The organism is Blautia sp. Sow4_E7, from assembly GCF_052116245.1.
In the GTDB taxonomy this organism is placed as follows: Bacteria; Bacillota; Clostridia; order Lachnospirales; family Lachnospiraceae; genus Blautia_A.
Genome location: NZ_JBQKLL010000007.1, coordinates 99,456 through 117,134, shown reverse-complemented (window position 1 = coordinate 117,134; position 17,679 = coordinate 99,456). Strand labels below are relative to the sequence as shown.

13 protein-coding genes and 7 tRNA genes are annotated in these 17,679 nt (G+C 46.3%); 16 read left to right on the top strand and 4 right to left on the bottom strand.

What is annotated here, in order from left to right; genetic code table 11:
- Window positions 1-48 precede the first annotated feature (48 nt).
- From ACTQ50_RS06610 to ACTQ50_RS06545, 14 genes are all read left to right on the top strand, one after another.
- Complete coding sequence (locus tag ACTQ50_RS06610; protein ID WP_441483512.1) at window positions 49-2,010, top strand: clostripain-related cysteine peptidase; 1,962 nt, start codon at window positions 49-51, stop codon at window positions 2,008-2,010.
- 231 nt (window positions 2,011-2,241) lie between these two features.
- Window positions 2,242-2,316, top strand: a tRNA-Pro gene (locus ACTQ50_RS06605).
- 33 nt (window positions 2,317-2,349) lie between these two features.
- Window positions 2,350-2,420, top strand: a tRNA-Gly gene (locus ACTQ50_RS06600).
- A 20-nt stretch (window positions 2,421-2,440) separates the two neighbouring features.
- Window positions 2,441-2,514: transfer RNA gene (locus tag ACTQ50_RS06595), tRNA-Arg, on the top strand.
- 5 nt (window positions 2,515-2,519) lie between these two features.
- Window positions 2,520-2,593: transfer RNA gene (locus ACTQ50_RS06590), tRNA-His, on the top strand.
- 9 nt (window positions 2,594-2,602) lie between these two features.
- Window positions 2,603-2,674 (top strand) — tRNA-Gln (locus ACTQ50_RS06585).
- Window positions 2,675-2,682: 8 nt separating this feature from the next.
- Window positions 2,683-2,755 (top strand) — tRNA-Lys (locus ACTQ50_RS06580).
- A gap of 60 nt (window positions 2,756-2,815) precedes the next feature.
- Window positions 2,816-2,896, top strand: a tRNA-Leu gene (locus ACTQ50_RS06575).
- Window positions 2,897-3,067: 171 nt separating this feature from the next.
- Window positions 3,068-3,832, top strand: coding sequence for an RNA polymerase sigma factor region1.1 domain-containing protein (locus tag ACTQ50_RS06570; RefSeq protein ID WP_441483511.1), 765 nt, complete (start codon window positions 3,068-3,070; stop codon window positions 3,830-3,832).
- A gap of 243 nt (window positions 3,833-4,075) precedes the next feature.
- A complete protein-coding gene (gene ade / locus ACTQ50_RS06565; RefSeq protein WP_441483510.1) occupies window positions 4,076-5,776 on the top strand; it encodes an adenine deaminase in 1,701 nt (566 codons plus the stop codon).
- Window positions 5,777-5,845: 69 nt separating this feature from the next.
- Window positions 5,846-6,118, top strand: coding sequence for an acylphosphatase (locus ACTQ50_RS06560; protein WP_441483509.1), 273 nt, complete (start codon window positions 5,846-5,848; stop codon window positions 6,116-6,118).
- A 296-nt stretch (window positions 6,119-6,414) separates the two neighbouring features.
- Window positions 6,415-6,957: a MarR family winged helix-turn-helix transcriptional regulator gene (locus ACTQ50_RS06555; protein WP_441483508.1), complete on the top strand. Its 543-nt coding sequence runs from the start codon at window positions 6,415-6,417 to the stop codon at window positions 6,955-6,957.
- A gap of 166 nt (window positions 6,958-7,123) precedes the next feature.
- The gene (locus ACTQ50_RS06550) at window positions 7,124-8,881 is read left to right on the top strand and encodes an ABC transporter ATP-binding protein (RefSeq protein WP_441483507.1); all 1,758 of its coding nucleotides are present in this window, start codon (window positions 7,124-7,126) and stop codon (window positions 8,879-8,881) included.
- 59 nt (window positions 8,882-8,940) lie between these two features.
- A complete protein-coding gene (locus ACTQ50_RS06545; protein ID WP_441483539.1) occupies window positions 8,941-10,788 on the top strand; it encodes an ABC transporter ATP-binding protein in 1,848 nt (615 codons plus the stop codon).
- Window positions 10,789-10,944: 156 nt separating this feature from the next.
- On the opposite strand, the gene ACTQ50_RS06540 is transcribed toward ACTQ50_RS06545, so the two are convergent.
- The 3 genes from ACTQ50_RS06540 to ilvB all read right to left on the bottom strand — a co-directional run bounded on the left by ACTQ50_RS06540 (window position 10,945) and on the right by ilvB (window position 14,400).
- Complete coding sequence (locus ACTQ50_RS06540) at window positions 10,945-11,931, bottom strand: DMT family transporter (RefSeq protein WP_441483538.1); 987 nt, start codon at window positions 11,929-11,931, stop codon at window positions 10,945-10,947.
- 218 nt (window positions 11,932-12,149) lie between these two features.
- Entirely contained in the window at window positions 12,150-12,662 is a 513-nt protein-coding gene (gene ilvN, locus ACTQ50_RS06535) for an acetolactate synthase small subunit (protein ID WP_441483506.1), read from the bottom strand.
- Between the two features lie 19 nt (window positions 12,663-12,681).
- A complete protein-coding gene (gene ilvB / locus ACTQ50_RS06530) occupies window positions 12,682-14,400 on the bottom strand; it encodes a biosynthetic-type acetolactate synthase large subunit (protein ID WP_441483505.1) in 1,719 nt (572 codons plus the stop codon).
- A gap of 176 nt (window positions 14,401-14,576) precedes the next feature.
- Here ilvB and ACTQ50_RS06525 point away from each other — a divergent pair, with 176 nt between their 5' ends.
- Entirely contained in the window at window positions 14,577-14,789 is a 213-nt protein-coding gene (locus tag ACTQ50_RS06525; protein ID WP_441483504.1) for a hypothetical protein, read from the top strand.
- An 85-nt stretch (window positions 14,790-14,874) separates the two neighbouring features.
- On the opposite strand, the gene ACTQ50_RS06520 is transcribed toward ACTQ50_RS06525, so the two are convergent.
- Window positions 14,875-16,314 (bottom strand): helix-turn-helix transcriptional regulator, encoded by a 1,440-nt coding sequence (locus tag ACTQ50_RS06520; RefSeq protein WP_441483503.1) that lies wholly within the window; start codon window positions 16,312-16,314, stop codon window positions 14,875-14,877.
- Between the two features lie 155 nt (window positions 16,315-16,469).
- On the opposite strand from ACTQ50_RS06520, the gene ACTQ50_RS06515 reads away from it, so the two are divergent.
- A complete protein-coding gene (locus tag ACTQ50_RS06515) occupies window positions 16,470-17,630 on the top strand; it encodes an AI-2E family transporter (protein WP_441483502.1) in 1,161 nt (386 codons plus the stop codon).
- The last annotated feature ends 49 nt before the right edge of the window (window positions 17,631-17,679 follow it).

Sequence of the window (17,679 nt, the reverse complement as noted above, 5' to 3'; positions counted from 1 at the left end):
CCATATTTGTAAGGAACTTATGAACCTCAAAAAGCAGGAGGTGAAGCTATGAAGGGAAAAACAGGGAAAGCAGTGCTTTCATTTTTCACTGCAGGTGCGATGGCGCTTGCACCATGGGGGAATTTTATACCAGGGGTGCAAAGTGTAAGTGAAGTTTTGGCTGCCCAGAAGGATGACTGGGCCATTTACTGGTATCTGTGCGGAAGTGATCTGGAAAGCGATTACGGAAGTGCTACTGAGGACCTGAGTGAGCTTCTGGATGCTGATATTCCGGAAAATGTCAAAATTGTTATAGAAACAGGCGGAAGCAGTGAGTGGCAGAATGATACTGTGGAGGCAGATTATCTGGAACGATATGTTTACAGTGACCAGACTCTGGAATGTGTGGAGCAGCTTCCTTCTGCAAATATGGGGGAAAGTGATACCCTGGCAGATTTCCTGGAATTTTGCAGGGATAATTATCCGGCAGAACATACGGCTGTGATCTTCTGGAATCACGGTGGAGGAAGTGCCGGCGGCGTGGCCTATGATGAATTATATGGGTATGATTCCCTTTCCCTTGGGGAAATCTATAATGCTTTCGATTCTGTTTATCCGCTGTCAGAAGAAGATCCGCCGCTGGACCTTGTGGGCTTTGACGCGTGCCTGATGGCTACGGTGGACACTGCAAATGCCTTTTCCGATATAGCGCGGTATATGGTGGCAAGCGAAGAAACAGAGCCTGGAAATGGCTGGAATTATACAGGATGGGTGCAGGCCCTGGCGGATGATCCCCAGATGGATCCGGCACAGCTTGGTGAAGTGATCTGTGATACCTATATGGAAGGCTGTGAAATGTACGGAACGGAGGACGAGGCTACGCTCTCTGTGGTGGACCTTGGTTTGATCGGATCTGTGCTTACAGCTTATGACAATATGGGAAAAGAGGCGCTGGCCTATGCCTGTGAGGACACTTCTTTTTTCTCCGGTTTTGGACGAAATGCAGAGTGTTCCGAGAATTACGGCGGAAATACAAAGGAAACCGGATATGCGAATATGGTAGATCTGAAGGATCTGGCGGAAAAGAACCGGGATATGCTTACAGAAACCAGTGAAGATGTGATAAATGCACTGGAAGAATGTGTGGTTTACAAAGTAAATGGCGCTTACCGGCAGCAGGCAGGGGGATTATCCTGTTACTATTCCTATGACGGAAATCTGGATGATTTTAATACCTATGCAGAAACCGGGGCAAGTGAGTCTTTTAAATATCTTTATGACTATGCATTAAGCGGCAGTCTTAGTGTAGAGGGCCTGAAATATGTGGCGGAAATGGGATATGAGGAGCTTCCGGAGGTGGAAACTCTGGAAAATTCCGAAGAGGAATCATATCCGGTTTACATAAATGATGATGGCTATGGCGTTATGGAACTTTCCATGGATACGGTCAACAGGTTGAAGGGTGTCTATTGTAATCTGGCTTATTATGATGAAGAAGAGGATATTGTTCTTTATCTGGGACGGGACAATGACATTGATATGGATTGGGAAAACGGTGTGTTCACAGATAATTTCCGTGGAGTGTGGGGCGCCATTGACGGCTACCTGGTTTATATGGACATTATTTATGAAGGGGAGGACTATAATCTGTACAGTGTGCCGATCCTTCTTAATGGTGAGGAATATCAGCTTCATGTTGTATATGATTACGGGGAAGAAGATTTTCAGATCCTGGGAGCAAGAAAAGGTCTGGATGAGAATGGAATGTCAGACCGGAATCTTGTAAAGCTGAAAGCGGGGGATGAGATCACTACTTTGCATTATGGTGCCACCATTTCAGAAGACGATGAATTGCAGTTGGTAGAAGTGGATACCTTTACGGTCACAGAGGACACGGCTTTTGGAGAGGAGGATCTGGGAGACGGAACCTTTGTAATGATGTTTGAACTGGTTGATGCCAGAAATGACAGTGCAACTTCAGATGTGATTTTATTTACGGTAGAAGATGGGGAAATTCGAGCAGAAGCATAAAAAATTCATTCCATCCGAAGAATTATAGAGGGTGATGATTCCCGGAAACCCGCATTTTTAGCTGGTTTTCGGGAATTGTATCTTTTTTTGAAAAAAATATAAAAAAATATGAAAAAGGGTGTTGACAAATGGTAGACCATATAATATAATAACACTTGCCTTGAGCGAGAGAAAAGAAATTCTTGAGAGAACAAGGAACGACAACTTCATAGAAATGATGTTGTAAGACATCGGGGTGTGGCTCAGTTTGGCTAGAGCGCCTGGTTTGGGACCAGGAGGCCGCAAGTTCGAATCTTGTCACCCCGACTGCTGTAACAACATTACCGTTTCAGCGTAAATGCGGGTGTAGTTCAATGGTAGAACACTAGCCTTCCAAGCTAGATACGTGGGTTCGATTCCCATCACCCGCTTCTCTGATGAAGAGAAATATGTGTCAGTAGCTCAGCTGGATAGAGCAACGGCCTTCTAAGCCGTGGGTCGGGGGTTCGAATCCCTTCTGACACGCTGTGGTGGATATAGCGCAGTTGGTTAGCGCGCCAGATTGTGGCTCTGGAGGCCCAGGGTTCGAATCCCTGTATCCACCCTTTGCCTTTGGGCTATCGCCAAGCGGTAAGGCACAGCACTTTGACTGCTGCATTCGCTGGTTCGAATCCAGCTAGCCCAGTCCTATATGGAGCATTAGCTCAGTTGGTAGAGCACTTGACTTTTAATCAAGTTGTCCGGGGTTCGAATCCCCGATGCTTCACTTGCAAATGATAACCGGAAGCCTTATGATTAAGGTATTCCGGTTTTTTAAATAATATATGCGGATGTGGCGGAATTGGCAGACGCGCCAGATTTAGGTTCTGGTGTTTACAACGTGCAGGTTCAAGTCCTGTCATCCGCAGGAGATGAGGAATGATCTGGATCGGATTTTCGCAAGGAGAATCAGATTTGGATCATTTTTTATAATGGAAATATGTTTTGAGGCTGCTGGCGGGACTGTGGATAGTAACACCTTGATTTTGCAAAGCGGATTTGATATAGTTTACACAATGAAGAAATATGGAGGAAAAATATGGACGTTGTTCAGTTTCAGGAGAAATTAAGAGAGATTTGTGACCTTGGAAAGCAGAATGGAAATATGCTGACACATGAGCAGATCCGGGAGCATTTTGCAGATACAGACCTTGAGACCAGCCAGATGATAAAGGTACTGCAGTATCTGAAGCTGCAGGGAATCGTGATAGAAGGAGAAGATGCTGCGGCGCAGGCAGAAGCAGAGGAAGAGAAAGAGGCAGAGCCCCAGTCCAATGGAACCAGCACACCGCTTACTCCAGAGGAAGAAGCATATCTAAAGGATTACCTGGCAGAGGTAAGTAATGGTAAGGAAGTAAGCCAGGAGATGATCCATACTCTGTTTGAGAATCTGGCTGATGGAGACGCCATTGCAGAAGCGGCTCTTACCAGCATTTATCTGCCGGTAGCAGCCAATATGGCAGCAGATATGAACTGTGCTGAGATCCATCTTGCAGACCTGATCCAGGAGGCAAACGTGGTGCTTCTCACAGCTCTTTCTGATCAGGAGACGGAGCGCAAGGATGACGCCTGGCTGCGTCTTCAGCTGCGCAAGGGAATCATCGCAGCAATTGAGGATCAGACACAGCAGAAATTCCAGGATGACTGTCTGGTAGCCAAGGTAGAGAAACTGGAATCAGCTGTAAAGGATCTGACAGATGATGATGGGGAGAACCGTTTCACCATTGATGAGCTGGCGGTTATTCTCGATATGAATGTGGACGAGATCCGGGATATCCTGAGACTTACAGGAGACGATAAATAATCATATCCGAGGAAAACGGCGGAGCCTTACAGGGAAAGCTATTTCATCGGGAATAAAAGTTGAAGAAATAATAGAAACACCAGAAGTGACTTACAAACAAAGATCATTTCTGGTGTTTTTTGCATATACGAAAAAAGAAAATATCCATTGAATTTTCACTACACAAGTGTTACTATCATAAATAATAATCAAAATATTTTTGTACATAATAAAATATTGTTTGAAAATGAAAGGAGGATACATATGAATTTGGAAAAATATCAGCAGTATTCCAGGATCGCAAGGGGACTGGAAGAAGCAGACCTGGTATTGAAGGACGCAAGGATCGTGAACGTTTTTACAGAAGAGATCATCCGCGGAGACATTGCCATTCAGGACGGGATCATAGCAGGAATCGGCTGCTTCCACGGAAAAGAAGAACGGGATCTGGCAGGAAAATATGTTTGTCCGGGATTTATTGACAGCCATCTCCATCTGGAATCTACCCTGGTAACACCGGCGGAACTGGTAACGGTCGCTTCCAGACATGGAACTACCACCTTTATTGTGGATCCTCATGAATCCGCCAATGTGTCAGGCCTGGCAGGAATTGATTACATTCTGGAACAGACAGAGGATGTGAAAGCAAATGTGTACGTGATGATGCCATCCTGTGTCCCGGCAACTGCCATTGATGACAATGGATGTACCCTTACAGCAGAGGACATGGCTCCTTACCTTCATAACAGCCGCATTCTTGGACTTGGAGAGGTAATGGACAGTATTTCCGTAGTTCAGGGAGATAAGGCTATGCATGATAAGCTGGAGCTGTTTGAAGGCAGGATCCGCGATGGCCATGCTCCATTTCTGGAAGAGGGGGATCTTCAGGCTTATGCCATGGCCGGAATTGCCACAGACCATGAGTGCAGCTTCTTTGATTATGCCATGAGAGAGCGGCGGAACGGTCTTACCATTCTTGTACGGGAAGGCAGCGCTGCCCGAAACCTGGAAGCACTTGTGGGCGGTCTGGTACAGAGACATATGAATGGAGAAGGCTTCTGTTTTTGTACAGATGATAAGCATATCGAAGATATCCAGCAGGAAGGCCATATCGACCATAATGTGCGAAAAGCGATCCGTCTTGGTATGAATCCGGTTTCAGCCATTAAGATGGCAACCATCAATGCTGCGAACTGCTATGGGCTGAAGGATAAAGGTGCAGTGGCACCGGGCAGACAGGCAGATCTTTTAGTCCTTTCGGATCTTGTTAGTGTAGCCATAGAAGATGTCTACTTTAAAGGGGAATTAGTAGATAAAAATGCGAATATTGTTATAAAACCGTGTGCCCCAGAACTGAAAAATACCGTCCATGTTGCTGATTTTTCCAAAGAAGTGTTCCATCTGGAATCAGAAGACGGAATTTTCTCTGTGATCCTGGCGGAAGAGGGACAGATCACCACACGAAAAGGAGGCTTAAAACTGGCGGATGGTCCCTGTGAATTCCAGTCTGATGATGATTACCAGAAGATTGCAGTTGTAGAGCGCCATAAGATGACGGGAAAAATCGGCTGCGGCGTGATCGGCGGATTTGGTATCCGTGGTGGAGCCATTGCTTCCAGTGTATCCCACGATTCCCATAATATTATTGTGATCGGAGACAATGATGAAGACATGGAGCTTGCAGTGCGGGAACTGATCCGCACCCAGGGCGGCTATACCATTGTGGAGGATCACAAAGTATTTGACACCCTTGCTTTGCCTGTTATGGGACTTATGAGTGACAATGGCTTTGAGAAGGACAATGCCACCCTGAAAAGGATGATCGTCAGGGCCCATGAGATGGGAGTGAAAAATGGTCACGATCCGTTTATCACTCTGTCCTTTATGGCTCTGCCGGTTATTCCGCAGATCCGGATTACACCGCGAGGTGTTTTTGATGTAGAAACATGGAGTTTTTTGAAATAAAAAAATATAAAAATTCTTGCATATAGGATCGCCTGCGTATATCATAAGTAACGTAAGGAGTGACAGAAGATGGCGATGGTAAGAAAACACATATATTTTTCCGGACAGGTGCAGGGCGTTGGATTCCGCTACCGGGCCACCAATGCGGCAAGAGTCAATGATCTCACAGGCTGGGTGGACAATCTGTGGGACGGCAGAGTGGAAATGGAGGTCCAGGGAGAGCCCTCCGGGATTGAGCGGATGATCCAGGAGATTGAGATGGGAAGCTTTATCCGGATTGACAATTATCAGATGGAAGATCTGCCGGTGGATGAAAGTGAGTGGAGTTTTTATTCGAAATGAAATGGAATGCCAGGAGCGAAGGGGATTTTGCTCCTGGCATTTTTGTACGTTGAAATGTACGGTGTTACTGGTCAGGTCGTGAACAGTAACTGTACGGTCAAAAAGGCACTGGAAATTATAAAAAACAGGATTGACAATTTAAAAATCCGCTTTTATAATTAGTTCGTACGCGAACAGTTCGAACCCAAACAGTTCATGTGCGAACTATTTTTATGGCTTGGAGAAGTGTCTGGAGGGAACAATGCGGCGAACAGCAGCATATCCGTTCAGAATACTACCTACGAAAGAAGGGAACTATGGAAGAACGAAAGAAGGAACCTGGTCCAGAGAAATGTGAATGGACTGGCAGACACATTGGACATGAGCTGCATACACTTGATATGATGATCGGCCGCCTTGTAAATGCATATCAGTCCAAAGTGGATGAGAAGGCAGGAATTAACCGGATGCAGGGATGGATCATTGGGTATCTTTACCGGCATTCAGATGAAGATGTTTTTCAGAAAGATCTGGAAGCGGAGTTTCAGATGGCTCGTTCCACAGCTTCCGGAATCCTCCAGTCTATGGAGAAAAAAGAACTGATCACCCGGGAATCCATTCCGCGGGATGCCAGGCTGAAGCGTCTGGTACTCACCCCGAAGGGAATGGAGTTTCAGATGGAGATCATTGACAATTTTGCCCGGATCCAGAAGGCTCTTAGTACAAATATTTCAGAGAAGCAGCTGGAAGATTTTTACCAGACTGCAGATATCATCCGGGAGAATGTTGTGAAAGCTTGCTGTGAAGCTGGCGAAATTTACCCTTGCAATTCTTCCTGCGAAAGCAGAAAGAAGGAATGATTTACTATGAAAGTCCAGGTGTGAAACGCTGACTTTCATCATATAAGGGAATATTTATTTGTGAAAAATAGATTATAGAACAACCGAGCCAGAAAAAGTGAGTAAGAAACAATATATCTGTTGTCACGTTGTGGACAGTAACACAATTCAGAAAGGGGAGAACCTGATGATAAAGACATTACTTGCCCAGGTAAAAGAGTTCAAGAAGGCCTCCTTCCTTACCCCGGTATTTATGATACTGGAGGTTTTGGTAGAGACACTGATCCCTCTTGTAATGGCTGATATGATCGATAACGGCGTGGAAGCCGGCAATATCAGCTATCTTTACCAGAAGGGTGCCATTATGGCGCTTCTTGCAGTTGCAGGGCTTGTTACGGGTATCTTAGGCGGTAAATACGGAGCATACGCATCCTCCGGTTTCGCCCGTAACCTGCGTAAAGCAATGTATACCAATATTCAGACATTTTCATTTTCCAACATTGACAAGTTCAGTACTGCAAGTCTGATCACACGTCTGACTACAGATGTGACCAACCTGCAGAATGCATACCAGATGATCCTGCGTATGTGTACCCGTGCCCCGGCCAGCCTGATCTGCGCCATGGCTATGGCATTTATGATCAATGCAAGGATTGCCAGCATTTATCTTATTGCTGTTATTTTCCTGGGATGTTTCCTTGTATTTATTATGAAAAAGGCGACTAAGTATTTCCAGGAAGTATTTGAGAAATATGATGATTTAAATGCCAGTGTGCAGGAGAATATCAACGCAGTCCGTGTTGTAAAGGCTTATGTCCGTGAGGATTATGAGACTACCAAGTTCCAGAAGGCCTGCAATAAGGTTTACGAAATGTTCGTAAGAGCGGAGAAGCTGGTTGTTATGAACATGCCGGTTATGCAGTTTACGGTTTATGCCTGTATCCTGGGAATCAGCTGGCTTGGCGCGAACATGATCGTTGGCGGCAGTCTGACTACCGGTGAGCTGATGAGTCTTCTTACATATTGCATGAATATTTTGATGAGCCTTATGATGCTTTCCATGGTGTTTGTTATGATCACCATGAGTACTGCCAGCGCAGAGCGTGTAGCGGAGGTTATCAATGAGACTGCAGACCTTCATGATCCACAGAATCCGGTTATGGAGGTTGCTGACGGAAGCATTGTATTTGATCATGTGGATTTCAGCTATAAGAAAGAGAGCAAGGAGCCTGTGCTGAAGGATATCAATCTTTCCATCAAAGCTGGAGAGACCATCGGTATTATCGGCGGAACCGGAAGTGCCAAGTCCAGTCTGGTAAACCTGATCAGCCGTCTTTATGATGTAAGCTCCGGTTCTGTGAAGGTTGGCGGCGTGGACGTGCGGGAGTATCACATGGACAGCCTGCGTAACCAGGTGGCAGTTGTGCTTCAGAAGAATGTGCTGTTTTCCGGTACGATTCTGGAGAACCTGCGCTGGGGTAATAAAGAGGCTTCTGAGGAAGAGTGCCGCAGAGTGTGCCAGCTTGCCTGTGCAGATGATTTTATTGAGAAAATGCCGGATAAATATCACACTTACATTGAGCAGGGCGGAACCAACGTTTCAGGCGGCCAGAAGCAGCGTCTTTGTATTGCCAGGGCACTTCTTAAGAAGCCGAAGGTGCTGATCCTGGATGATTCCACAAGTGCGGTAGATACTGCCACAGATGCCCGTATCCGCAGGGCTTTTGCAGAGGAGATCCCGGATACCACCAAGCTGATCATTGCACAGCGTATTTCCAGTATCCAGAATGCGGACCGCATTATCGTTATGGACGAGGGAAAAATCAGCGGATTTGGAACTCATGAGGAACTGATGAAGACCAACGCCATTTACCAGGATGTTTACAATTCCCAGATAAAGGGCGGCGGAGATTTTGATGAGAACAGAGGAGGTGAGCAGGCATGAGCAATGACAGACCAGTAAAGAAGCCGGGAAGAAGCGGCGCTGCTTTTCGTACAGGCCCGATGGTAGAGAATCCGGGCAAAATGCTTGGAAGACTGATGGGCTATATTTTTAAGAACTACAGGATCCACATTATTGTCGTTGTGATCGGTATTGTAGTCAGCGTCCTTGCCAATGTACAGGGAACCATGTTCATGAAGACGCTCATTGACCAGTATATTATGCCTCTTCTGAAAGCAGAGACTCCGGATTTCCATCCTCTGGCTATGGCAATCCTCCGGGTGGCATGTTTTTATGCGATCGGTGTTGCATGTACTTATACATATAACCGTCTGATGATCTATGTCAGCCAGGGAACCCTGCGCAACCTTCGAAATGAGATGTTTGAGCGTATGGAAACTCTGCCGGTCAAATATTTTGACACACATGCACATGGCGATATTATGTCAATCTACACCAATGATATTGATACCCTGCGCCAGATGATCAGCCAGAGTATTCCCCAGCTGATCTCCAGTGCGATCACCATCATCAGCGTGCTGGTAAGTATGCTGATCCTGAATGTACCCCTTACCATAGTGACTCTGGTTATGGCGGGAGTGATGATGGTTGCAAGTAAGAATCTTGCAGGTCTCAGTGGTAAATATTTCATGGAGCAGCAGAAGAACCTTGGTATTGTAAACGGCTATATTGAAGAGATGATGGAAGGTCAGAAGGTGGTCAAGGTATTCTGTCATGAGGAAGAGAGCCTTGAGAAATTTAATGAGCTGAATGACCAGCTGTTTGAAAGTGCCAATAATGCCAATAAATTTGCAAACGTGCTGATGCCTACCTGTGCACAGATTGGAAATATCAGTTATGTATTGTGCGCTATTGTTGGCGGTGTGCTGGCGGTAAACGGTGTGGGCGGATTTACCCTTGGTGGTCTGGCAAGCTTCCTTACTTTTAACAAGAGCTTCAGCCAGCCGATCAACCAGGTGAGCCAGCAGTTTAACAGTATTGTTATGGCACTTGCCGGTGCGAAGCGAATCTTTGATCTTCTGGATGAGAAGCCGGAGGTGGACGAGGGATATGTTACTCTGGTGAATGTGAAGGAAGAGAATGGAAAGCTGGTGGAATCCCAGAAGCGTACAGGTCACTGGGCCTGGAAGCATTTCCACAAGGCTACAGGAAAAACGGATTATACTCCGCTGAAAGGCGATATTGTTCTGGATGGGGTTGACTTCGGTTACCGGGATGACAAGATTGTGCTTCATGATGTGAAGATGTATGCGAAGCCAGGGCAGAAGATCGCGTTTGTTGGTTCTACTGGTGCTGGTAAGACCACGATTACCAACCTTCTGAACCGTTTTTATGATATTCAGGACGGTAAGATCCGTTATGATGGAATCAATGTGAACAAGATTAAGAAGAGCGATCTGAGACGTTCTATAGGTATTGTTCTTCAGGATACGAACCTGTTTACGGCTACAGTTATGGAGAATATCCGTTATGGTAAGCTGGATGCTACTGATGAAGAGGTAATTGCAGCTGCTAAGCTGGCAAATGCGGATGGATTTATCCGAAGACTGCCGGATGGTTATAATACCATGCTTCGCAACAATGGTGCGAACCTGAGTCAGGGACAGAGACAGCTGCTTGCCATTGCAAGGGCTGCGGTGGCAGATCCGCCGGTTCTGATCCTGGATGAAGCTACCAGTTCTATTGATACCCGTACAGAGAAGCTGGTTCAGGACGGTATGGATAAGCTGATGGAGGGCAGAACTACATTTGCCATTGCCCACAGGCTTTCTACGGTTAGAAACAGTGATTGTATTATGGTTCTGGAGCAGGGACGAGTGATTGAGAGAGGCTCTCATGATGAGTTGATTGCGCAGAAAGGAAAATATTATCAGTTGTATAATGGGTGATATAGCGTGACGCGAAAAATAAGAGGTAAAGCTGGAAATGAGTGGCTTTACCTCTTATTTTTGTGCAGGTGTTTTAAGGCGGACGCATTCGGACAAGTGTTATTCCCCGCAGGCCGGCCAGGCGCTGCGGGGAACTGGTTGTAACTATAAATGTAGTTATGCTGTTTCTTTTTGGGGTAGCTGTGCGAGGATGATGGCGGCGAACATTACCACGCAGCCGATGATCTCGCGGGTGCTTAATTTCTGGCCAAGGATGATCCAGCCTGCGAGGACAGAGATGCAGGACTCCAGGCTGAGGATCAGGGAGGCTACAGTTGGGTTCATATTTTTCTGGCCAACGATCTGAAGGGTGTAGGCCACGCCGCAGGACATGACGCCAGCGTAGAGGATGGCACCCCAGGCACCGTGAAAGGCGGAAAGCTGGGGATGTTCCAGGATGACTGCCGGGATCGCAGTGAGGAGTCCGCAGACAAGGAACTGGATACAGGACATTTTCACGCCATCTACTTTAGGAGAAAAGTAGTCAATGACCAGAATGTGCAGGGAAAACAGAACTGCACAGATCAGGACCAGAATGTCTCCTCTGCCGATGGAGAAGCCGTCGGTGATGCAAAGCAGGTAGAGACCGATCAGTGCCATTACAACGGCAACCCAGATAAAGGGACTGCACTTCTTTTTCATGAAAAGCCCAAGGATTGGGACGATGATGATGTAGCAGGCAGTAAGGAAACCTGCTTTTCCAACAGAGGTATACTGAATGCCGAGCTGCTGGAAGTTGGAGGCAAGGCAGAGGCAGATACCGCAGGCGATGCTGCCAAGGATTAAGGTTTTGTTGCGGGTGAAAAGGTTTCCGGAAGGCGCGGGACTGGCAGTTTTGGCTGAACCAGCTGTGCTTTGGGAAGAAGAATTGACGGTATTAGCTTCCTGCGCTTGGAGTGTACCTTCTATGGAAGTGGAAGAACTCTGCGGATTTATCTTATCCAGCAGAAAAATAACCGGAATTAGCACCAGGGAACCGATGATACTTCTGGTGGCATTGAATGTAAACGGTCCGACTGCGTCGCCGCCTTCACTCTGTGCTACAAAAGCGATTCCCCAGATGGCCGCAGTCAGCAGGAGAATCAGCGAATTTTTTAATGGTATCTGTTGTTTTTTCATAATAAAATATCCCCTCGTAAAATTGCTGTTTGGCGAAATAAAGTTCCAGCTAGTACACAGCATTAGTCGCAGTTAGCGATTAGTTCATCGGAGCGTTGCGTCGGTGAGTGAGCAATCCCCATTGTACGGATGCGTCCGCCTTGAACCAACTTTTATCTGGCTCAACAGGCAAGCCTGCTGAGCGTATTTGTTTTGAAAATATGTTATCGTTCCATCATACTAATAGATTCAATTCCCACACTACCGCCTCGGACCACTTCGATGCGGCTGAATTCTTCTTTGATCAGTTTGACTACGGCGTCGTTCTTGGTCGCAGTCTGGACGAATTCCAGAAGCAGGCTGTCTTTGCCATAATCAATGACTCTGGCCTTAAATGTCTCTGCAATCTGGAACAGCTCCACTTTATCCTCGGAAGAGCAGTTGAATACTTTGATATAAAGAATTTCTTTCATACGAACGAACATGTTGGTGAAGTCAATAACCTTGATTACTTCCACCATGCGGTTCAGCTGTTTCTTGATCTGTTCGAAAGTCTCATCGTCGCTTACAGTACCGATGGTCATTCGGGAAACGGTAGGATCCTCTGTGGTACCTACGGTAAGGCTGTCCAGGTTATAGCTTTTGCCGGAAAAAAGTCCGGAAATCTTGGACAGAACACCTACCTGGTTCTCTACATAGAGGGAAATCCATCTTTTTTTCATGCCTTTATCTGCCATGGGATAAACCTCCTGATAATTAACAATCCATAATCAAATCTTCCAGTGTTCCGCCTGGTTTTACCATAGGATAAACCATCTCCTCAGGATCAATGATGAATTCGATCAGAGTAGGAACTTTGGTGTTTTTCTTAGCTTCTTCAAATGCTGCGGCAACTTCGTCTTTATTGAAGACACGGATTCCCTTGGCACCGTAGCTTTCTGCCAGTTTCACGAAATCTGGTGTATATTTCGGGTATTCTTCCCCATTTGTACGGCGGGAAAGGGCACCGGAGCGAAGGTTGGTCATGCTGTAGCGTTTGCCGTAGAAAAGCTTCTGCCACTGGCGCACCATGCCAAGATATTCGTTGTTAAATACGCAAAGGATCAGAGGCAGCTCTTCCAGAACCGCTGTAGCAAATTCCTGGATGTTCATCTGCATGCCGCCGTCACCGGAGATTACGATAACCGGCTTGTCCGGGTTGCCAATCTTGGCACCTACACCGCCAGGGAAACCGTAGCCCATAGTGCCAAGTCCGCCGGACATAACAAGCTGTTTGCCAGGGGTGATCTCAGCATACTGGGAAACCAGCATCTGGTGCTGGCCAACGTCTGTGACAATGATCGCTTCGTCGAACTGGTGATTGATCTCATTGATGATGTCAACAGGACTTAAACGGTCATTCGGACGCATTGCAAGAGGATGCTCCTGTTTCCAGCCATTGATTTCATTGATCCATTTTTTGCTGGTGTAGTCAGATACATATTCGGACATTTTTGTGAGTGCATCTTTCGCATCTGCAACAATGGGAATATCTACCTGGATATTTCGGGAAATGGAAGCGGTATCAATGTCAATGTGGATGATCTGGGCATGTGGGGCGAACTCATGAAGCTTGCCTGTGATTCGGTCATTGAAACGGGTACCGATGGAGAAAAGCACATCACAGTTACTGACTGCCATATTCGCTGCATATGCACCATGCATACCAAGGTTGCCGATGAAAAGGGGATGGTTGGTAGGAATTGCACCACGTCCCATAACGGTAGTTACTACCGGAACTCCGGTCTTTTCGACTACTTCCTGGAAAACCTTATTGGCACGGGAAATATTGATTCCGCCGCCGGCAAGGAAAAGCGGTTTCTTTGCCTTGGAAAGTGTTTTGATGGCACGTTTCAGCTGACCAATATGGACGCTGGTGTTCGGCTTATAGCCGCGGATGTTTACGCTCTTCGGATATTCCGGGCTTCCAAGCTCTGCCATAACGTCTTTGGGCAGGTCGATCAGGACCGGACCTGGGCGGCCGGTGCGTGCAATATAGAAAGCTTCTTTAATAATACGTCCAAGATCCTCGCGGTTGCGTACGGTGACGCCGTATTTTGTGATACTGCGGGTGATTCCTACAATATCAACCTCCTGGAAGGCGTCATTTCCAATGAGATGACGTGCTACCTGTCCGGTAAAGCATACAAGGGGAACACTGTCGTAGTTGGCTGTGGCAAGACCTGTAACCAGGTTTGTGGCACCAGGGCCGCTTGTAACAAGACATACGCCAACCTTGCCTGTGGTACGTGCATAAGCGTCAGCTGCGTGAACCAGTGCCTGCTCGTGGCGGGGAAGGATTACAGTAATGTCGTCCTGTTTGTATAATTCATCGCTGATATCAATGGTACATGCTCCGGGATAACCGAAAACGTACTCCACACCTTCTTCTTTCAGTGCTTTTACCAGCAGCTTATTGCCTGATATCTGTTTCATTTAGTGAAGCTACCTCCTTTTTGCCGGAGAAAAAACCGGCAATATAGTTATAAAAAAATCTCCAAGCGTCGTAAGCTTAGAGGAAACGATATTTAATCAATATTATAACGTTAATGTGACGAAGTGTCAACAAAGGGCAGGGAAATTGTGCGGGAATCTGGGGAAATAAAAACAGGATGAAAGTAGAAGGAAAGAGCTGGGCTGTTGAAAATTTGAGGAGAAAGAGAACCAAATACAGGTGTTCAGAAAAAGTGAAAAAGCTGTCCACAAAAATGTCCACAGTTGAAAGAGAGGGAAAATACTTTATAATAGAAAGGTATTCCGTAAACGGAAGAAGCAACGTGATAAATGGGAGGAATTTGAGCTGCTGTATGGCTCGAGAACAGTAACTCATTGGAAAATTCTGCATAGAATGCCGCCGACAGGACACTGAGACCGCAGCACCTGTCAGGCGGTGTTTTTGTTATTCAACAGTTACGATTCGTCAATCAACTCCTGTACCATGCGCGCCGCGTCTTCATATGGATAAATATGTCCATGATCCAGGCTTTCCATATAATCCAGAAATGCCTCCAGAAGACTTGGCTCATTAAAGGTAAGACAAAGGATCTGCCCGCGGATATCCTTAAAAAGCAGAAATCCCATTGTCCGGTTTGCCACCAGATGAAGATTTTCTGTGAGTTGGCTGAGGGGATATTTCAAAAGCCTGTAAACGCCGGTTTTACAATAAGGAATCATTTTAGCCAGGATCTGCTTTCCCTCCGAAGGAGTAAGCGGACGGTAGACCTCTTCCGGGATTTCGTGTACCCGGCCGGAAGAGAGAAACTGCCGGAGCCCTGGGATGGTAAAATAAATAACGATCTTTTCTGAAGAAAGTAATTCCCGGTTGTCAGCAAGCAAAGCAGAAGACTGGCGGATAAAAATGTCTCTGTCCGGAAGCTGTGGATAAACGGCTTTTTCCAGAAGTTTATCATCAATGAGCGGAGTGATACAGGCTTCCGGCTGCAGGATATAAGAGGGATTGGTGCGGTACATCTGCTGCAGGGAGCCATCCATGGGGAGATAGTTGATCACATGGAACAAAGGCTTGCAAAGCAGCTGGTAGGAAAGGTACAGGTCCTGAAGAAGCCGCAGATGTTCGGCACCTTTATATAGGAAGCCTTTCTGATAATCCGCTGTACATACCAGCGCATATTCGGAGGTAATGATCATACAGGGAAAGCCGTTGAAATTTTCGTAATGGGCGACTATGTCATCATAAAAATAATAAGGTCTGTAATCCATATCCGTAAAGAAAAGAGGCAGCATGGTTTCCAGGCAATTCAGATTATATAGCTGGCGCTGGGGTGTAAGCTGTCCGGTTTTGCTAAAGCAGATCAGATGCTCAATGGTAAGGGTTCCCTTTAAACGAAGGCTGGAAAGGGTGCTGAAAAGGAAGGGGCAGTCCGGCTGGATCAGAAGCTGAACCGATCCTTTTTCCCTGGCAGCTTCCATGAGAAGGATACTGTGTGAATAATAGTCCATTTCGGTCCGTGAAAAAATGGGAATGCAGGCTGTTTCCGCAGAAGGAAGTTCTGGAGAAAACGTGGCCTTATGAAAAAGAAACTGTATACTTTCCGAAGTTATATGGCTGGGAAAACGATTGAGAAATTTTTCCACGCTTTTGCGCCTGTAGTAGACAGACGGTCCAAGACGGGTGAGATCATAGGCATCCTGGAGCTTGGCAAATTCAGCTGGTGCTAATTGCAGATATTCTGCCAGCTTATAGAAAACTTCCTGGGACGGGGGATTGCGTTTCCCGCTGATGATCCGGTAAAGCATGGAGCGGTCCATCTGACAGGCAGCTGCCAGGGAGTAAATTTTGATATCTTTTTCCTTGATATAGTGGTTTAACAGGTCTGAAAATACGGACATGATCGGCTGTTTGCCTCCTTTTTAGTGTGAAATTTATTTTAGCAGATGAGGGTGGAAAAAGAAAGGGATAACTGGTCAAAAAGTGGAATTTGTGGTAAGATATGTAGAACAAAGTGTTGGAAAAGAATAAAGGGAAAGGAAGCGACAGGAAAATAGTGGAACTGAATAAGGAGAATATGAAAAAGATACGGTGGCTGATTGCATTTGCAGTGATCCTGTATGTTGGCGTGCAGCATCTTGACGTTGTACTGAAGTATGTGAAAGTTTTGTGGGGGCTGCTCCTTCCATTTGTAATTGGCGGTGCAATGGCCTTTGTGCTGAATGTTCCAATGGCATTTATTGAGCGCCATCTTTTTGGAAAAGCCAGAGAAAAAGAAGGAAAGGCTGGAAAAGCTGCCAATCGTCTTGCAAGGCCGGTAAGCCTGGTATTGTCGATCGTACTGGTTGTGCTGGTGGTTTTGGTCGTGGTATTGGTTGTGGCGCCAGAACTTGGCAGAACCCTGGTCAGCGTTGTGAAAAAGGTGGAAGAGGACATTCCATTTTTGCAGAAATGGCTGACCGATACCTTCCAGAGCGATTCTGAAGTTGTGAAGTGGGCTTCTACCATCGAAATCGATCCCCAGAAGATTATTGATTCCATTATAAGTGTTTTGAAAAATGGAGCCGATAATCTGGTATCTTCTACCATCACAGTGACCATGGGACTGGTAAGCATGGCAGTGAATTTTGCAATTGGCTTTGTGTTTGCCTGCTATGTGCTTTTGCAGAAGGAGAGACTGGGAAAACAGGTTTTAAAAGCGGCTTATGCTATTTTACCGGTGAAAACTGTGGAATATCTGGGACATGTGTGCACCCTGGCAAGTAAGGTATTTGCAAGCTTTATTACGGGACAGTGCATTGAGGCGGTGATCCTGGGAAGCATGTTCTTTGTGTCTATGACAATTGGAAGATTTCCGTATGCAATGCTGATCGGTGTGCTGATCAGCTTTACAGCGCTGATTCCGGTGTTTGGCGGTATTATCGGGTGCTGGGTGGGCTTTTTCCTGATTCTGATGGTAAGCCCTTTGAAGGCGTTCGCGTTCCTGGCCCTGTTTGTGATCCTGCAGCAGATCGAGGGAAATCTGATCTATCCTCATGTGGTTGGAAACTCTGTGGGCCTGCCTGCAATCTGGGTGCTGGTTGCGGTAACCCTTGGCGGAAATCTCATGGGAATTGTGGGAATGCTGATTTTCATTCCGCTGGTGTCTGTTCTGTATACACTTTTTAGGGAATGGGTGTATGAGCGGCTGGATAAGAAAAAGGTAAAGATTAGTTGAGCAGGGAAGAGAAACTTGCCAGGTACATTTTGTCCTATAACTCAAAAAA